The organism is Micromonospora sp. NPDC004336 (genome assembly GCF_053602615.1).
Genome location: NZ_JBSGDY010000001.1, coordinates 84310 through 101276 on the forward strand (window position 1 = coordinate 84310; position 16967 = coordinate 101276).

Below are 16967 nucleotides of genomic sequence, written 5' to 3' on the forward strand. Positions count from 1 at the left end.
TCCTCAGTTCACGACGGAGTAGGTTGCCGGCTCCCGCTCGCCGAGCAGGCGCCGCAGCGTGGCCAGCCCTCGGGACGTCTGGCTCTTGACCGTGCCGGGCGAGCAGCCGAGCACCTCGGCCACCTCGTCTACCGGCAGGTCGTGGTAGAACCGCAGCACCAGCACGGCCCGCTGCCGCCGGGGCACCTGGCTCAGCGCCGCCCGGACGACCTGGCGCTCCTCGATTCCGTGGTCCTCGAACGGCGGTGGCTCGGGCGTCTCGCGGAACAGCCGGACCCGCGCCCACGCCAGCCGCCGCTCGCTCAGGTACGTGCGGACCAGCATCGTCCGGACGTACGCGTCGATCCGGTCGGCGGCGCGCGCCCGCCGCCACTTCACGTACAACGTGGTGATGGTCTGCTGGACCAGGTCGTCGGCGCGGTGCTCGTCGCCGGCCAGGAGGTACGCCAACCGCCGGAGCGCGGGGATCCGCGCCGTGACGTAGTCGACGTACTCCTGCTCCGAACCATCGCGCATCGAATGTCCCTCCGCTTGGCCGCCAACCCTCAGACGGCAGCGGACGATTGCCCGGTTGTCACGATCCACGAGTTGATTCCGGGGCCGGGACGGCCACGGGTCGGATCGCGTGCCGCACCGGCCGCCCCGATCCGATCCGGCCGTTCGGGCAACCCGGGGGGGGTGGCCGGGCCCTTCTAAGGGGCGTGAATGTCTCTATGGATGGATTCAGAAGACGCGGGCGCGGCCGCCGGCTGACACTCGCCCTGCCCGCCGTCGCGGTGCTGCTGGCCTCGCTGACAGTGTCCGGCGTCGGCGTCGCGGGAGCGGCGAGCCGGCCGACCGGCGCGGCGCACGCCGCCACCCCGTCGCTGCTGCCGGCCGGGCGGACCTACACGGTGACGCTGCTGACCGGCGACGTGGTGACCGTACGGGGGACGTCGTCCGGCTGCCCGGCGGTGACCGTGCGCCCCGTCGGCGAGAGCGGCGTGCTGAGGCGCAGTTGCGGCCCCGACGGACACGTGCGGGTGGTCCCGGCCCGGGTGGCGTCGATGGTCGGCCGGACTCTCGACCCGGCCCTGTTCGACGTGACCGCGCTGATCCTCGACGGGTACGACGACGGGCGCACGAAGGAGCTGCCGCTCATCGTCCGTCCCGGCGGGCCGGCGCGAGGGCTGACGACCGACCCGCTCGTCGCGGGCCTCTCCGGAGCCCACGCGCTGCCGAGCATCGCCGCGGTCTCGGGTCGCCGGTCGAAGGCGGCGGGCGCGGAACTCGTCCGGTCGTTGTCGGCCCGCTCGGCGGCGGTGCGCTCGTCCGGCCCCGCGCCGAAGGTGTGGCTGGACCGGCGGGTGCGCGCCACCCTCGCGCCCACGGCCGTCACCGAGCGGCGGGAGCCGGCCGCCCGCACGCCCGTGACCACCGAGCGGTGGGACCGCAACCTGCGCCAGGTCGCCGCGCCGCAGGCGTGGGACGCCGGGTACACCGGCGAGGGCACGCGGGTCGCGGTGCTCGACACCGGTGTCGACGCCACCCACCCGGACCTCGCGGGACGGATCGCGGAGAAGCGGGACTTCACCGTCGACGGCGGCGACGCGGGCGACCGCGTCGGCCACGGCACCCACGTGGCGGCCACGATCGCGGGCACCGGAGCGGCCTCGGGCGGCGCGCGCAGGGGCGTGGCGCCGGACGCGCGCCTCGTCGTGGGCAAGGTCCTCGACGACAACGGCGACGGCACCGACTCGCAGGTGATCGCCGGGATGGAGTGGGCGGCGAGCCGGGCCCCGGTGGTGAACATGAGCCTCGGCGGCTGGGCGCCGAGCGACGGCAACGACCCGCTGTCGCTCGCGCTCGACGCGCTGTCCCGGCAGACCGGCGCGCTGTTCGTGGTGGCGGCCGGCAACTCCGGCTCCGCCGACCGCACCGTCTCCTCGCCGGGCGCCGCCGCGACCGCGTTGACCGTCGGCGCCGTCGACGACGGCGACCGGCTCGCCGACTTCTCCAGCCGGGGGCCGCTGGTCGACACCCACGTCGCCAAGCCCGAACTGGTCGCGCCGGGAGTGGAGATCGTCGCGGCCCGCGCGGCCGGCACCACCATGGGTCGGGCCGTCGACGCGCGCTACGTCGCCGCCTCCGGCACGTCGATGGCCACCCCGCACGTCGCCGGCGCGGCCGCCCTCCTCGCCCAGCGCCACCCCGACTGGCGTGCCGAGCAGCTCAAGGCCGCGCTGGTGGGCGCCGTCGACCGGATCGCCGACGGCGACACGTACGCGAGCGGCGCCGGGCGGCTCGACGCGGCCCGGGCCCTGTCCGGCGTGGTCAGCGCCCAGCCGGTGGTGCACCTCGGCGCCTTCGCCCACCCCCAGTCCGGCACGGCGGAGACGAAACTGGCGTGGGTCAACACCGGGGCCGGCGCGGCCACGGTCGCCCTCGACGTGGCGGTGATCGACCGGCACGGCGTTCCCGGCCCGGCCGGCGCCGCCACCCTGTCGGCCGGTCAGGTGCGTCTCGCCGCCGGCGCCGCTGGCGGCGTCACGCTGCGCGTCGACCGCGCCGCGTTCGCGGCCCGCCCCGGGTTCCACACGGCCGTGGTCACGGCCCGCGCCGGCGACGGCGTGGTGTCGCGTACGCCGGTGACGTTCCTCGTGGAGCCGCCCAGCCACGACCTCACCGTCGCCACGACCGCGATCCCGGGCGCCCCGGACGACGCGTTGAAGTGGGTCAGCGTGACGGTGGTCAATCTCGACGACCGCGCCGTGTACGCCCGGCTCGAATCCGGTGAGCCCGGTGACACGCTGACGTTCCGGGTGCCCGCCGGCCGGTACAGCGTGATGGCCTCGTTCGTGTCGTGGGCGGAGGGCGACGAACGCGCGGTCCTGGCCGGCGATCCGGACGTGGACGTCGCGGGCGACACGTCGCTGCGGCTCGACCTGTCCCGGGCTCGGCGGCTTGCGGCGAGCGTCGACGGCGTCGCCACCGAGGCCAACTCGATCGGCCTCACCTACGTGCAGATGCCCCGCCGCGGCCCCGGCTGGACCGACTTCGCCTTCGCCTGGGGCGACGCGGCCCGGGCGGGCAACGTGTCCGTGGTGCCGAACGACGGGACGGGCCTGGGCACCTTCCAGGCGTACGCGGCCTTCGGTCTCGACGCGCCGGGCAGCGGGCAGAGCCCGTACCTGTACGACCTCGTCCACCCGTTCGGGAACGGGATCCCCGATGACCCGACCTACCGGGTGACCGCCGCCGAGCACGCCACCCTCGCCCGGATCGACCAGCGCTTCCACAGGCTGGACGCGCCGGAGCACGACACCTCGCACAAGCGGTACGGGCTCAGCCCGGAGGGCGTGTTCCTCGCCGAGAACTCCACCGACCGGCTCTCCGGCGACCGCACCGACTACGTGTCGCCCGGCTTCGACTGGTTGGACGAGGCGTTCTGGCGGGGGATCGTGACCCAGGAGGGACTGCGGCGGTACGCGCCGGGCAGCCGGCAGGAGAAGGTGTGGGTCCGGCAGCCGCTGCGCTCCGACTGGTACGACCACCCGGCCGGTTCCCCCAGCGGGTGCCAGCCGCTGGCGCCGCGCCGCACCAGCGGCAACCTGCACGTCGAACTCGTCACGCTGACCGATCAGCACGGCAGGTTCGACTGCCTCGCCGACGGCCTCGACCTCGACATCGCCCGTACGCTCACCCTGGAGCGCGACGGGCGGACGGTGGGCCGGGTCGACGCCGCGGTCGCGGACTTCAGCGTCCCGAGGGGGGCCGCCGACTACCGGCTGACCTACGACGTCGACACCAGCGCGGTCCTGCCGGTGTCGACCCGGGTCACCACCTCCTGGACGTTCCGGTCGGCCGGCCCGAAGGGCACCGGCAGCGTCCCGCTTCCGCTGTTGTCGGTCGACTACGCCCTGCCGTTGGACGCGGCCAACCACCCCACCGCCGGCACGGCGACCTTCACCGTGCGGCAGGCGCACGGCGTCCGGGCGCAGGCCGTCACCTCCTTCACGTTGGCCGTCTCCCTCGACGGCGGCGCGAGCTGGCAGCCTGTGCGGGTCGACCGCTCCGGCGACGGCACGTACCGGGCCCGGCTGCCGCAACCCGCAGCCGGCGGGGCGGTCTCGCTGCGGGTGGCGGCTCGGGGCGACGCCGGCAGCGGCATCGAGCAGACCGTCATCGGCGCGTACCGGGCCGGTCAGCCCTGAGCCCCGGCTGACGGGCTGACGCGTGCACGGGGTCCCCGCCGACCGGGTCGGCGGGGACCACGTCCGTGCCTGCGCACCGTGGCCCGTGGCGCTGTCCGTGGTCCGTGGCGCTGGACGTGGTTCGTGGCGCTGGGCGGTGGCCGGCGTCGCCCAGGCATGGGCGGCCGAGCGCCCGGGGGCGGTGGCCGGCACCCGCCCCAGGCATGGGCGGCCGAGCGTCGGGTAACCGCCCGGGCATGGCGCGGTACACGAAGCCCGAACTGCGGGAGCAGGTCAAGGAAGAGATCATGGCTTCCGACAGGGGCGGCAGGCCGGGGCAGTGGTCGGCGCGCAAGTCGCAGCTGCTCACCAAGGAGTACCAGCGGCGCGGCGGGGGCTACGAGGGCCCGAAGGACGAGCGGCAGAAGTCCCTCCAGCGCTGGGGCAACGAGAAGTGGCAGACCCGGGAGGGCGACACCCGGGCGCGGCACGGCGACGAGACGAGCCGCTACCTGCCCGAGCGGGCCTGGAAGCAGCTCTCCGAGAAGGAGCGGCGCGCGACGGACGCCAAGAAGCGCCGGGAGTCGAAGTCCGGCAGACAGTTCGTCGCGAACACCGAGCCGGCGAAACGGGCGCGCCGGGACGCCACGTCGGTCGCGCGACTGTCGGAGCTGCCGGTCGCCGAGGCGGCCAAGCTGGTGCGGGGCCTCGACACCGGCCAGCTCAGGGCGGCGCTGCGGCGCGAACGCGACGGCAAGGGCCGCAAGACGCTCATCCAGCGGCTGGAGTCGGAACTCGACCGGCGCTGACCGGACGCACCGGCGCTGACGGGCCCTGACCAGGCTGGTCGGCGGTCGGCGGCTACGTCCGCACGCGGGAGCTGGCCCGGATCCGCCAGCCGACGAGGCTCGTCAGCGTGAGGGCCGCCGAGGTCGCGGCGAAGAGACCCGTCGACTGCGGATAGCCGAACCGGTTGCCCACCGCGCCCATGAGCGCGGTGCCGAGCGGGATGGTGGAGAAGGCGACGAGCCGCTTCAGGCTGAGGATGCGCGCACGGGCCTCGGGCGGGGCGGCGTGCAGCCAGACCTGACCGCCAGCCGCGACGAGTATCGAGAACAGCCCACCCACGCAGAACAGGGCGACGACGATGGCCCACGTCGACGCCAGTGCCGCGGCGACGGCGAGCCCCGCACAGATCGACAGGTGGGCGAGGGTCGCCTGCAGCAGCGCTCGGCGGCCGTCGGGCTCGACCGATCGGGCGCCGATGAGGACGCTGCCGAGAATCATCCCCACCGCGTACGCGGCGAGGGCGCGGCTCGACCAGACGGCCGTCGCCCGTCCGGGGCCCAGCAGGTCGCCGTACCAGGCCGGGAGCATCGCCAGCACCGGCGACACGGCCAGGTTGCTCCATGCCCCGAAGGCGAGCAGGTAGCGCAGGTCCGGGCGGGCGGTGACGTACCGCCACGCCCGCCTGGTCGACATCTGCGGGCCGGTCGCCCGTGCCGGCCGGGCGGTGTCCCTCCGGCGCCGGTGGCCGAGGGCCGGACCGGCCAGGAGGGTGGCGCCGAGCGCCAGGGCGAGCAGGAGCAGCGCCGCGGGCGCCACCGAGCGGGCGTACCCGAGGCCGATCAGCCCTCCCGCGAAGACGGGCGAGACGATTCGCTCCAGTTGGCCGTGCACCTGGCCGAGGAGGGAGAGCCTCCGACGGGGCCAGTGGCCGGGGGCGACGTCGACCGTCGTGGTTTCGACCGCCGCGAGGTAGACGATCTCCGCGACGGCCACGGCCAGGTGAAGGAGGACCACCCCGACGAGCGCTGCCGGGGACACGCCGCCGGCCAGCGCGACGACGTAGCCCGCGGCGGCGGCGAGGAGCACCACCAGCAGGATCGACAGGCTCCGCCGGCGGGACGTGCGGTCGACCCACCCGCTCGCCAGTGCGTTGGTGACCAGCGCGACGACACCCGTGCCGCCGAGGACCCAGCCGAGGACGAGGCCGTCGGCGTGGGTCGCCAGCCACCAACTGCTGAGGAACAACAGGGCTCCGGTGCCCACGGACGCGACCACGCTGGGCACCCACGAGCGCAGGAATTCCTTCATCGGGTGGTGACGGCGCCGCCGTTGAGGTGGATCGTCTGCCCGGTGACGTGGCGGGCCTGCGGCGAGAGGAGGAACAGTACGCAGGCGACCGCGTCGGAGAGCGCCCCGACGCGACCGATCATCGTCTGCGCGCGAAGCTGCTCCTCCCGTTCCCTGGTCATGCCGCCACGGAAGAACTCGGTGTCCGCGACGTACCCGGGAGCCAGGCAGTTGACCGTGATCCCCCGGGCGCCGAGGCGGGCGGCCAGGCCCACGGCGTAGGAGGCGACGGCCGCCTTGGCGGGCCCGTAGAACCCGACCCCGCGCTCGGCGGCGATCGACCCGAACAGCACCACGGAGGCCCCGTCGGCCAGGCGGGACTCCAGCGCCGCGACGGTCAGCGCGACCGAGCGGACGTTGCTGGCCATGGTCTCGTCGAGCAGGGCGGCGACGTCGGCGAGGCTCTCGGGTTCGGGCCGGCCGATGGCCGGGTTGCCGCCCGCGCACAGCACGAGCCCGTCGACCGGCTCCGTGACCGACTCGGCGAGCCGGCGCGCGTCGGCCGGGTCGGAGTTGTCGCACGCGAGGAACTCGATCCCGCCGCCGGTCTCGCGGGAGAGCGCCGCCAGCGGGGCCGCCCGCCGCCCGGTGACCAGCACCCTGTCCCCCCGCTCGTGCAGCGCCGACGCGACTGCGCGACCGATGCCGGTTCCTCCGCCGGTGACAACGAACATGGCACCCTCCGTTAAGGTCTAAACGAATAGGTTAAGACCTTAACGTACACTGGTCGGGTGAGCACAAGCGCGGACAGGGCCGGCTGGATCGAGGCGGCCTGGCGACGGGAACGACCCGACCTCGACCCCTCGTCCATCGCGGTCGTGACCCGCGTCTGGCAGCTGGCCAAGGTGTTCGCCGACGAGCGCCGCCGCCTGCTCGCCACGCTGGACATCGACCCGGCCCTGCTGGACCTGCTGGGCACGCTCCGCCGGTCGGGCCACCCCTACACCCTCTCCACCCGGGAGCTCGCCGAGCAGACCCTCGTGACGCCGGCGGCGATCTCCCAGCGCCTGACCAGAGCGGAGCGACAGGAGTGGGTCACGAGGACGCCCGGCTCGGGCCGCCGGGTGCTGGTGCGGTTGACCGACGCCGGCCGCGACCTCATCGACCACGTCGCGGGGCAGATCTTCGACCGGGAGCGGGAGCTGCTGGCATCCCTCACGGCCGCCGAGCAACGCCAGCTCGCGACGCAACTGGAGCGCCTCATCAACGCGATCGCCGAACCGGGACCCATTCCCACCGTGGGCGCCTGACGCCGCGGGATCGACTCGTCCGGAACTCGACGAAAGTAAGGGCTCACCGCTGGCCTTCGGGTCCTGCCCCTGACTGTCGCGATACCTAGCGTGGCCGGTACGTACGGCTGACACGTGGGGGGCATTGTGGGGCAGGGCAGAGGATTGCGGTGGGTGGCACCGCTCACCGCCGGACTGGTGGTTCTGATGGTGCCGGGCATCGCGAGCGCGAAGCAGGAACCGGACGGGGCCGCGATCGAGCGAGTGGTGTCCGCCTACGCGGAGAGGGCGGGCTACCAGGGAATCGCCGCGACGATCACCAGAGGAAACCGGGTGTTGTACGCGGGCGGGTACGGCCACGACTCCGCTGGCGACGCGGTGACCGCGACGACCCCGCTGCCGGTCGCCTCCGTGAGCAAGTCGTTCACCGCGCTCGCCGTGCTGCGGCTGGTCGAGGCGGGGAAGGTGGAGCTGGACGCCCCGGTGCGCAGCTACCTGCCCGACTTCCGGATCGCCGACCCCCGAGGATCGCAGATCACGGTACGTCAACTGCTGAACCAGACGTCCGGGATCACCGACGGCACGCTTCCCGAGAAGAGCCTGCCGCAGCCCGACTCGCTCGCCGGCGCGGTGACCCGAGCCCGGAACGCCACGTTGGCCGTCGAGCCGGGCACCCGGCACTTCTACACCAACACGAACTACCACCTGGCTGCGCGACTGGTGGAGGTGGTCGCGGGCGAGTCGTTCAAGGACCATCTGGAGCGCCGGGTCCTCCAGCCGATCGGCATGGGAGCGACCACCACGATCGACCAGACCCCACGGGATCTGCCGCGCGACGTGCGTAGGGGGTACGTCTACGCCTACGGCGCCTCGATTCCCGCCGCCGAGCCGAAACGGTTCGTCAACGGTTCCGACGGGGTGATCACCACGGCGTCGGACCTGGCGAAGTGGCTGATCGTGCAGAACAACGCCGGCCTGGCCGCGAACGGGACACGGCTGGTCTCGGCGGCCAGCATCACCGCGATGCACACCTCGTCGGACCCGCGCTGGACGTACGGGATGGGCTGGGCGACCGACCAGCAGGGCCGGGTCGACCACAGCGGCATCTGGTTCACCCACAGCTCCCACGCACTCCTGCTCCCGGGCGGGTACGGCATCGCGGTGATCGGCAACGGCGGAATCGGCCTCGCCAACGAAGGCATCGCTCCGCTCGCCGACGCCCTGGCCGCCCTCGTCACCGGGGGCACGCCTCCGGCCGGCGCGCCGGTACGGCTGATCGTCGACCTGACGCTGGCCGGCCTCACCCTCCTCACCCTCCTGCTCGGCATCCGCAGCCTGCAACGCACGCGAACCTGGGCAGACCGCTTCGCCGGCCGACCGCCGTGGCGGCTCGCCCTGCGGCTGCTGCCCCGGCTCGCCCCCCTCGCCCTGCTGGTCGCCCTTCCGGACCTGATCGGCGGGATCGTCGGCGGCGGGCGGGACATCACGTTCTTCCAGCTCTGCTACTACGCAGTCGCGCTGGTCGGCTGGACGGCCGCCGCGGCCGTGACGAACGCCGCGGTGCTGACCGCCCGCGTCGTCGCGCTCTGGCGACCACGCCGGCCGGCCGACAACCCGCCGGCCCTGGACACACCGCCTCAACTGGTCACGAGCTGAGGGACTGAGCGCCTCCGGAAGACGCCTGACGAGAACCGTCGGAGATGCGACAACGTCGATGAATTACTTGTAACGGCTTCGATGCCGTCCCTAGGCTCGCTTGGCATGTCGATCAACCGCCGCGCCCTGCTCAAGGGCCTCGCCGCCGCCCCCGCCGTCGTGACCGCCTCGAACATGGCCAATCCCCGGTTGGCGTCGGCCGCGCCAGAAGCATTACCGGAGATCGAAGCCGGAAACTTCAGACTGATCTACCGCACCACCAGCAATCTCGGCCTGCGCGCGCCCTTCGCCGAGGCCATCGACCAGATCCAGGTGAGGGGCTCGCTCCGGTGGGCGACCGTCGATGAGGTGCTCGCCTCCGCGAACCGCACCGGCACCTTCCCTGCTGACACCAGCAACGGCGACTACACCGGGGGCACCCCCCGCTACACCGGCTACATCCAGGGCTGGGTGTAGAAGGACGACGACCAGACCGGCAACTGGTATCCGCAGGGCATCAGCACCAGCGCCGACTACCAGGACGCGGGGCACTACAACGGACGGAAGCTCATCCTCGTGTCGTGGTATGACAACCTCGACGAGAAGACGGGCAAGGGCTCGCGGATCAGCTTCGTCGACATGACCGATCCCCGCCGCCCGAAATACCGTCACGTCCTCCTGGTCGAGCCCTATCTCCTCGATCAGGGTGCCGGAGTCGCGGACCGGCCGACCTTCAGGGCCGTCCACAGCCACGCCGGCGGCATCATGTGGTACGGAAAACTGCTCTACGTCGCCGACACCTGGAACGGCATCCGCGTCTTCGACACCACCAAGATCTTCGAGGTGTCGACCGGCGACTCGGCCGCCATCGGTTGGCAGCCGAACGACATCTACAGCGCGCACAACTACCTCTACGCGCTGCCGCAGGTCGCCGCGTACGACAACGACAGGCCCCGGGTGAACGGCGTGCCCGTCTACGAGACCATGCGCTTCTCCTGCGTCTCCCTGGACCGCTCCACCACCCCCGACAGCGTGGTCGTGGCCGAATACGGCGAACCCGCGGAGCCCGCCACGCGCAAGCGCCTGTTCAGGTTCGACCTCGACGCCACCACCCGCCGGCTGGCCACCGGCAGCGACGGCAAGGCCACCGCCACCAGGGCGTACCAGGTCGACATCAACGGGGTGAACGGCGCCACCAGCACCGAGGGCAAGTACTACTTCGCGCGGGTCGACGCGGACCTGTCCGGAGACCTGATCACCTGGGTGCCGGGCAGCTACGTGAAGTACTACGACGCGACGTCGAAGCCGCAGGACGTGTCCTACGACAAGCACACCCGATGGCTGTGGAACATGTCCGAGACGCCCGGCAAGCGCCTCGTGTACGCCCGCAGCATCGACCAGCTCGCGTAGCGGGTCGGCCAGACCATCCGGGCACCACAAGCGGAACGCCCGGTCGATCCTCGCGGATCGACCGGGCGTTCTCGCTTGTGACGAGCGGTGGCGGCGGGATTTGAACCCGCGGAGGGCGTAAACCCTCACACGCTTTCGAGGCGTGCTCCTTAGGCCACTCGGACACGCCACCGCCGACGAGGGTACAGGACGCCGGGTTCCGACGCCGAACCGGTATCCCCGGGGGCGGCCTGGCAGGATCCTTGCCATGAGTACGCACATCGGCGCGAAGCCGGGAGAGATCGCCGAGCGGGTCCTGATGCCGGGCGACCCGCTGCGGGCCAAGTGGATCGCGGAGACCTACCTCGAGGGCGCCACCTGCTACTCGACGGTCCGGGGGATGCTGGGCTTCACCGGCCGCTGGAACGGCGTCGAGGTCTCCGTCCAGGGCTCCGGCATGGGCATGCCGTCCGCCTCCATCTACGCCCACGAGCTGGTCAACGAGTACGGCGTGAAGACGCTGATCCGGGTGGGCTCCTGCGGCGCCCTCTCCGAGGACCTGCGGCTGCGCGACGTGATCGCGGCGATCGGCTCGTCCACCGACTCGAACATGAACCGGATGCGCTTCGACGGGCTGATCGACTACGCCCCGGTCGCGGACTTCGGGCTGCTGCGTACGTCGGTCGAGGTGGCCGAGCGGCGCGGCATCAGCATGCGGGTCGGGCCGATCCTGGCGGCGGACGCCTTCTACACCGACCGCCCGGACCTCTACGACACGCTCGCCGACTACGGCGTGCTGGCAGTGGAGATGGAGTCGGCGGCGCTCTACACGATCGCCGCCCGGTTCAAGGCCCGCGCGCTGACGGTGCTGACCGTCAGCGACCACATCAAGACCGGCGAGAAGACCACCTCCGAGGAGCGCGAGCAGACCTTCAGCCAGATGGTCGAGATCGCCCTCGACACGATCATCGCCTGACGCTCCCGGCGTCCCCGCCGCCCCGCCGTCCGCGCCGACGGCGGGGCGGCGTCGCCCTTCCGGCTCCGGGAGCCGCTCGTCGTTCAGCCGGGCGGCGCGCCAGGGTTCGACAACGACGCCGAACTGCTCCGCAGATACGTCAGGACGGCGACCACCCGGCGGTTGATGTCGTCCGTGGGCGGCAGGTCGAGCTTCGCCAGGATGTTGCCGACGTGCTTGCTGACGGCGGCTTCGGAGATGACGAGGAGTCGGGCGATCGCGGCGTTGGAGTGGCCCTCGGCGACCAGCGCGAGCACGTCGCGTTCGCGGGCGGAGAGCTGCGCGACGGGATCGTGCCGGCGACGCAGCAGCCGCCGCACCACGTCCGGGTCCACGACGGTCCCGCCGTCGACCACCTGACGCAGCGCGGCGACGAACTCCTCGACGTCGACCACCCGGTCCTTGAGCAGGTAGCCCACGCGACGCCCGTCGCCGGAGTCGAGCAGCTCGGCGGCGTAGCTCTGCTGCACGTACTGGCTGAGCGCGACCACCGCCAACCCGGGACGGGCCCGCCGGAGCTCCACGGCGGCGCGTAACCCCTCGTCGGTGAAGCTCGGCGGCATCCGGATGTCGGTCACCACCAGGTCCGGAGCGTGCGCGGCGACGGCGGCTCGCAGCGCGTCCGCGTCGCCGACGGTCGCGACCATCTCGAACCCGAATCTGGCCATCAGGCCGGCGAGCCCCTCCCGCAGCAGCACGCCGTCCTCGGCCAGGACCACGCGGATGGGCTGTCGTTCTATCTGCACGGAAGCTCCACGAGTATGCGGGTCGGGCCGCCTGCCGGGCTCGTCAGGTACATCCTCCCGGCCACCGCCGAGACCCGGTCCGCCAGGCCGGTGAGGCCGGTGCCCCGCGCCGGGTCCGCCGCGCCCTGCCCGTTGTCCCGGACCTCGACGGCCAGGGTGTGGCCCCGCCGGCTGGCGGCGACGGTCGCCACCGTGGCCCCGCTGTGCTTGGCCACGTTGGCGAGCGCCTCGGCCACCACGAAGTAGGCGGTCGACTCGACGTGGGCGGGCAGCCGCCCCGGCAGGTCGGCGTCGACGGTCACCTCGATCGGCGACTGGTCGGCCAGTTCGCGCAGTGCGGCCGGCAGCCCGAGGTCTGTCAGCACCTGCGGACGGATGCCGTGGATGAGCTCCCGCAGCTCGGTCATGAGCTGCTTCGCCTGCTCGTGGGCGGCCGCCACGGCCCTGCCGGCGGGCGAGTCGGCCGACAGGTCGAGGCGGGCCAGCCCGAGCTGGAGGGTCAGGCCGACCAGCCGCTGTTGGGCGCCGTCGTGCAGGTCGCGCTCGATCCGACGGCGCTCGGCCTCGAACGCGTCGACCAGGCGGGCCCGCGACCGGGACACCTCGACCAGTTCGGCCTGGAGTCGGGTGTCCGCTCCGGCGGAGAGCAGCGCCCGGGCCGCCGCGCCGTGGGCACCCGCGAGCAGCGCCAGCAGGTATGGAACGGCCGGAAGCAACGCGGTGCCGGTCAGCACGTAGGGCACCGTCTCGGCGAGCGTGGTGGCCTGGCCGAAGCCGAGCGAGATCGGGCCGTCGCCGGGCAGCAGCAGAGGACTGGCGATCCACACCACGACCAGCAGCAGGAGCGTCAGCACGACCCCGTACCCGAACGGCACGACCGTCGACAGCAGGGCGGCGTATCCCAGCTCCCGCCAGGTGGCCGTCTCCGTGTAGCGGGTGCGCAGCCACCGCCCGGGGCCCTCGCCCGGCGGTCGGCGGTGCGCCGACTCCACGGGCCGGGTGTCGACCAGCCGTAGCCGCCAGCGTTCGACGGCCGCCACCGGCATCGCCACCAGCGGGCCGAACGCCACGAGCAGCCCGGCCCCGGCCAGCGGCAGGAGAACCAACTCGACCGGCGTCGGAGCGCTCCCCGCCGTGGCCCGGCGGAGCAGCACGGCCCAGGGCAGGGCGAGCATCGCCAGGGGGAGCCCTGCCGCGAGCGCCATCGGCGGGGTGGTCAGCAGGTAGGCCAGCGACCGCCAGGGCCATCCGCCGAGCACGAAGCGACGCCGGGCGACCGCCTCGATCAGCGTCGATGGCGTCGGCTGGGGCACCGGGCCACCATATCCCGGCTCCGGCCGAGGTATGCCTAGCTCTACCCCGCTTCGGCCGCTTGGCCGTAGTGCCCCGCACCCGCCCTGCGTGATGGGCTTCGGGCATCCCTTCTTCCACGTCTCGGGAGCCCGTCATGCGCCCTGTGCCAGCCCTGACCGCCACCGCCACCGCCACCGCCATCGCCGTTGCCACCGCCGTCGCCGTCAGCGGCTGCGCCGACGTGCGAGCGATCAACGAAGCGCGCGACGACCGGCGCGACTTCGACCTGCCCGGCAGGCAACTGGTGGTCGACAGCAACGGCGCCGAACTGCGCCTGGTCGGGGGCACCGGCGACGGGGTCAGGGTCGAGCGGTCCCTGACCGGCAAGGCCACCCTCCAGGGCAACGCGTCCTGGTCGATGGACGGCGGCACGCTCCGGCTGCGGGTGGAGTGCAGCGGCCTCGTCCCGGACTGCGGCGGTCGGCACATCGTGCACGTGCCGCCCGACGTGACGGTCCGGGTGACCAACGACGCCGCGGTGCGCGCGGTCGGGCTGAGCGCCGACCTGACGGCGAAGGTGACCGACGGTTGGCTGCGCGTCGAGAACCCCGTCGGCACCCTGCGCCTCGACGCCGAGTACGCCGTCGACGTCACCGGAGCGCGCTCCCCCGACGTCACCGTCACGTCCAGCAGCCGGGACGTCGAACTCACCTTCGCCGCCCCGCCGGGCCGGGTCGAGGCCCGGGCCGGCGGCTCCGCCAAGGTCACGCTTCCCGACGGGGCGGAGACCTACCGCGTCGCCGCCACGCCCCCCGGTTCGGTCATGACCAGCGACCCGGCCAGCGCACGAACGGTCACCGTCACCGCCGGCGCGGGCCACGCCGCGACCGTACGGAAGGCGGGCTGATGTTCGAGTTCGTCGACGTGACCAAGATCTACAAGGGCCGGAAGCGAGCCGTCGACGGGATCACCATGCGGCTCGGCACCGGCGTGGTGGGCCTGCTGGGCCCCAACGGTGCGGGCAAGTCGTCGCTGATGCGGATGGCCGCCACCGTGACCAGACCGACGAGCGGACGGCTGCTCTTCGAGGGCACCGACATCGTGGCGAAGCCGGCGGTGCTCCGGCGTCAGCTCGGCTACCTGCCGCAGGACTTCGGCGTCTATCCCCACCTGACCGCCCGGGAGTTCCTGTCGTACCTGGCGGCCGTCAAGGGGCTCTCGGCGCGCTCCGCCCGCGCCCGCATCGACGAGCTGCTGGAGATCGTCAACCTGACCGAGGCGGCCCGGCGTCCGCTGGGCAGGTACTCCGGCGGCATGCTGCGCCGGGTCGGCATCGCGCAGGCGCTGCTCGCCGACCCGTCGATGATCATCGTCGACGAGCCCACGGCCGGCCTGGACCCGCAGGAGCGGGTGCGCTTCCGCAACCTGCTCAGCGACCTGGCCGCCGACCGGCTCGTGCTGCTCTCCACCCACATCGTCTCGGACATCGAGTCCGTGGCCGGCGACATCGCGATCGTGGCCCAGGGCCGGCTGCTGCGCCGCGGCGCACCGGAGGAGCTGCTGCGCAGCGTGGCGGGGCACGTCTGGGAGACCGTCGTCGGAGCGGACGCGGTCGCGGCGGTGCAGGCCCGACACCCGGTCAGTCGGATGGTCCGCACCGGGGCCGGCGTGCGCGTACGGCTGCTCTCGGCCACCGCTCCCGGGCCGGACGCGACGCCGGTGCCGCCCGACCTGGAGGATGCCTACCTCGCGGTGGTGGGCGGGGTGCGGGAGCTGACGCGATGAGACCGCGAATGCTGGCGGCGCTCGCCGTCGCGGACTACCGCGAGCGGGTACGCCGTCCGGGTTACCTGGTGGTCCTCCTGGGCGCCGTCGGGCTGGGCTACCTGGCGGCGCCCGCGACCGACACCAACTGGACCATCGTCAACTCGGGGGGATACCGCGGCTTCTACGACAGCGCCTACCTCGGGGCGGTGACCGCGCTGGCCGGAGCGCTGTGGCTCTCCGTCGGCGGCTTCTACGTGATCCGGACGGCGATCGCCCACGACGAGCGGACCGGCGTGGGCCAGTTGCTCGCCGCGACGCCGCTTCGCACCTGCGGCTACCTGCTCGGCAAGTTCCTCAGCAACCTGCTGGTGTTGGGTTCGATGGCGGCGACGTTGGTCGGCACGGCGCTGGCGTTGCAGTGGGCGCGGGGCGAGTCCCTGGCCGTCGACCCGATCGCCCTGCTGTTGCCGTTCGCCCTGTTCACGTTGCCGGTGTTGGCGGTCACCGCGGCCGCCGCGGTGGTGTTCGAGACGACCCCGGTGCTGCGCACCGGATTCGGGAACCTGGTCTGGTTCTTCCTGTCGATGGCCGCCGTCGTCGTCGGGCAGTCGGCGAACGCTCCGCTGGGTGGCTTCGGCGTGCATCTCTTCGCCGCGGCCATGAGCGACGACCTGGCAGCCCGGGGCGTGACCGCCACCGAGTTCGGGCTGGGCCTGATGTATCTGGACGAGCCGCCCCGGGCCATCGCCTGGACGGGGGTGGACTTCACCGCCGACTTCGTCGGCGAGCGGCTCCTGCTCGTACTGGTGGCGGCCGCCGCGGCAACGGTGCCGGCCGTCTGGTTCGGCCGCTTCGACACCGCTCGCGCGGTCGTTCCCGGCGCGCCCGCACCGGCCGCCACCGCACCGGTCGAGTCGCTCCCCGCGGCCTACCCGGTGGTGTCGTCCCCGCGCACCGCGGCACGGCGCGGGAACGCCTTCGGCCGCCTGTTCGCCGGCGAGTTGCGCATCCTCGTCCGGAGCGTCTCCTGGTGGTGGTGGCTGGGAGTCGCGGTGCTGGTCGTCGGCGGGCTGGCCCTGCCCACCGGCGCCACGCGGGCCGTACTCGTCGCGGCGTGGATCTGGCCGGTGCTGGTCTGGTCCCGCCTCGGCACCCACGCCCGCGAGCACGGCGTCGACGCGCTGCTCGGCGCCTGCGGGGCCCCGGCCGCTCGGGTGCTGGCGCAGTGGCTCGCCGGTTTCGTGCTCACCGCGCTCGTCGGGCTGGGTCCGGCGGCGCGGATGGCGGCCGGTGGTGACCTGGGGGGCTGGCTCGCGGGGGCCGCCTTCATTCCGGCGCTCGCGCTGGCCCTGGGCGTGCTGGGCCGGACCCACCGGCTGTTCCAGGCCGGCTACCCGCCGCTCTGGTACGCGGTCGCCAACGACATCGCCGGTCTCGACTACATGGGTGTCGTGGCCGGCGGCCCGGGACCGGTCGCGGTGGGTGCCGTGGCGGTGCTCCTGCTGGCGGTGGCCGTCGCCGCCGTCGTCACGAGGGAGGCCCGCCGCTGACCGGAGTGACCACCCTCACGCGATAAAACTATACG

15 protein-coding genes and 1 tRNA gene are annotated in these 16967 nt (G+C 73.2%); 10 read left to right on the forward strand and 6 right to left on the reverse strand.

Going from position 1 to position 16967, the window contains the following annotated elements; genetic code table 11:
- Positions 1 to 3: 3 nt before the first annotated feature.
- Positions 4 to 516 (reverse strand): SigE family RNA polymerase sigma factor, encoded by a 513-nt coding sequence (locus ACWENR_RS00400; protein ID WP_452274913.1) that lies wholly within the window; start codon positions 514 to 516, stop codon positions 4 to 6.
- A gap of 197 nt (positions 517 to 713) precedes the next feature.
- Between ACWENR_RS00400 and ACWENR_RS00405 the strand changes: the two genes are divergently transcribed.
- Positions 714 to 4193 (forward strand): S8 family serine peptidase, encoded by a 3480-nt coding sequence (locus ACWENR_RS00405; protein ID WP_452274914.1) that lies wholly within the window; start codon positions 714 to 716, stop codon positions 4191 to 4193.
- Between the two features lie 236 nt (positions 4194 to 4429).
- Positions 4430 to 4981: a DUF5872 domain-containing protein gene (locus ACWENR_RS00410; RefSeq protein ID WP_452274915.1), complete on the forward strand. Its 552-nt coding sequence runs from the start codon at positions 4430 to 4432 to the stop codon at positions 4979 to 4981.
- Positions 4982 to 5033: 52 nt separating this feature from the next.
- On the opposite strand, the gene ACWENR_RS00415 is transcribed toward ACWENR_RS00410, so the two are convergent.
- Positions 5034 to 6269, reverse strand: coding sequence for an MFS transporter (locus tag ACWENR_RS00415; protein WP_452274916.1), 1236 nt, complete (start codon positions 6267 to 6269; stop codon positions 5034 to 5036).
- Positions 6266 to 6982 (reverse strand): SDR family NAD(P)-dependent oxidoreductase, encoded by a 717-nt coding sequence (locus ACWENR_RS00420; RefSeq protein WP_452274917.1) that lies wholly within the window; start codon positions 6980 to 6982, stop codon positions 6266 to 6268. The genes ACWENR_RS00415 and ACWENR_RS00420 overlap by 4 nt, the downstream gene beginning before the upstream one ends.
- Before the next feature lie 57 nt (positions 6983 to 7039).
- Between ACWENR_RS00420 and ACWENR_RS00425 the strand changes: the two genes are divergently transcribed.
- From ACWENR_RS00425 to ACWENR_RS00440, 4 genes are all read left to right on the forward strand, one after another.
- On the forward strand, positions 7040 to 7558 hold the full coding sequence (locus ACWENR_RS00425) for a MarR family winged helix-turn-helix transcriptional regulator (protein WP_452274918.1): 519 nt from the start codon (positions 7040 to 7042) through the stop codon (positions 7556 to 7558).
- A gap of 153 nt (positions 7559 to 7711) precedes the next feature.
- The gene (locus ACWENR_RS00430; RefSeq protein WP_452274919.1) at positions 7712 to 9193 is read left to right on the forward strand and encodes a serine hydrolase domain-containing protein; all 1482 of its coding nucleotides are present in this window, start codon (positions 7712 to 7714) and stop codon (positions 9191 to 9193) included.
- 105 nt (positions 9194 to 9298) lie between these two features.
- Complete coding sequence (locus ACWENR_RS00435) at positions 9299 to 9649, forward strand: hypothetical protein (protein ID WP_452274920.1); 351 nt, start codon at positions 9299 to 9301, stop codon at positions 9647 to 9649.
- A 99-nt stretch (positions 9650 to 9748) separates the two neighbouring features.
- A complete protein-coding gene (locus ACWENR_RS00440) occupies positions 9749 to 10582 on the forward strand; it encodes a hypothetical protein (RefSeq protein ID WP_452274921.1) in 834 nt (277 codons plus the stop codon).
- Between the two features lie 85 nt (positions 10583 to 10667).
- Here ACWENR_RS00440 and ACWENR_RS00445 read toward each other — a convergent pair.
- Positions 10668 to 10754: transfer RNA gene (locus tag ACWENR_RS00445), tRNA-Ser, on the reverse strand.
- Positions 10755 to 10829: 75 nt separating this feature from the next.
- On the opposite strand from ACWENR_RS00445, the gene deoD reads away from it, so the two are divergent.
- A complete protein-coding gene (gene deoD / locus ACWENR_RS00450) occupies positions 10830 to 11537 on the forward strand; it encodes a purine-nucleoside phosphorylase (protein WP_452274922.1) in 708 nt (235 codons plus the stop codon).
- An 83-nt stretch (positions 11538 to 11620) separates the two neighbouring features.
- Here deoD and ACWENR_RS00455 read toward each other — a convergent pair whose 3' ends face one another.
- Both ACWENR_RS00455 and ACWENR_RS00460 read right to left on the reverse strand, forming a co-directional pair.
- Positions 11621 to 12301, reverse strand: coding sequence for a LuxR C-terminal-related transcriptional regulator (locus ACWENR_RS00455; RefSeq protein WP_452274959.1), 681 nt, complete (start codon positions 12299 to 12301; stop codon positions 11621 to 11623).
- Positions 12302 to 12312: 11 nt separating this feature from the next.
- Entirely contained in the window at positions 12313 to 13635 is a 1323-nt protein-coding gene (locus ACWENR_RS00460; protein WP_452274923.1) for a sensor histidine kinase, read from the reverse strand.
- 134 nt (positions 13636 to 13769) lie between these two features.
- Between ACWENR_RS00460 and ACWENR_RS00465 the strand changes: the two genes are divergently transcribed.
- Genes ACWENR_RS00465 through ACWENR_RS00475 form a run of 3 tightly spaced genes read left to right on the forward strand, consistent with a single transcriptional unit; the run spans position 13770 to position 16932 of the window.
- Positions 13770 to 14522 carry a hypothetical protein gene (locus ACWENR_RS00465; RefSeq protein WP_452274924.1) on the forward strand — a complete coding sequence of 251 codons (753 nt, stop codon included), beginning with the start codon at positions 13770 to 13772 and terminating at the stop codon, positions 14520 to 14522.
- Positions 14522 to 15400 (forward strand): ABC transporter ATP-binding protein, encoded by an 879-nt coding sequence (locus ACWENR_RS00470; protein WP_452274925.1) that lies wholly within the window; start codon positions 14522 to 14524, stop codon positions 15398 to 15400. The genes ACWENR_RS00465 and ACWENR_RS00470 overlap by 1 nt, the downstream gene beginning before the upstream one ends.
- Entirely contained in the window at positions 15397 to 16932 is a 1536-nt protein-coding gene (locus ACWENR_RS00475) for a hypothetical protein (RefSeq protein ID WP_452274926.1), read from the forward strand. Before ACWENR_RS00470 ends, ACWENR_RS00475 begins: the two co-directional genes overlap by 4 nt.
- Positions 16933 to 16967: the final 35 nt, after the last annotated feature.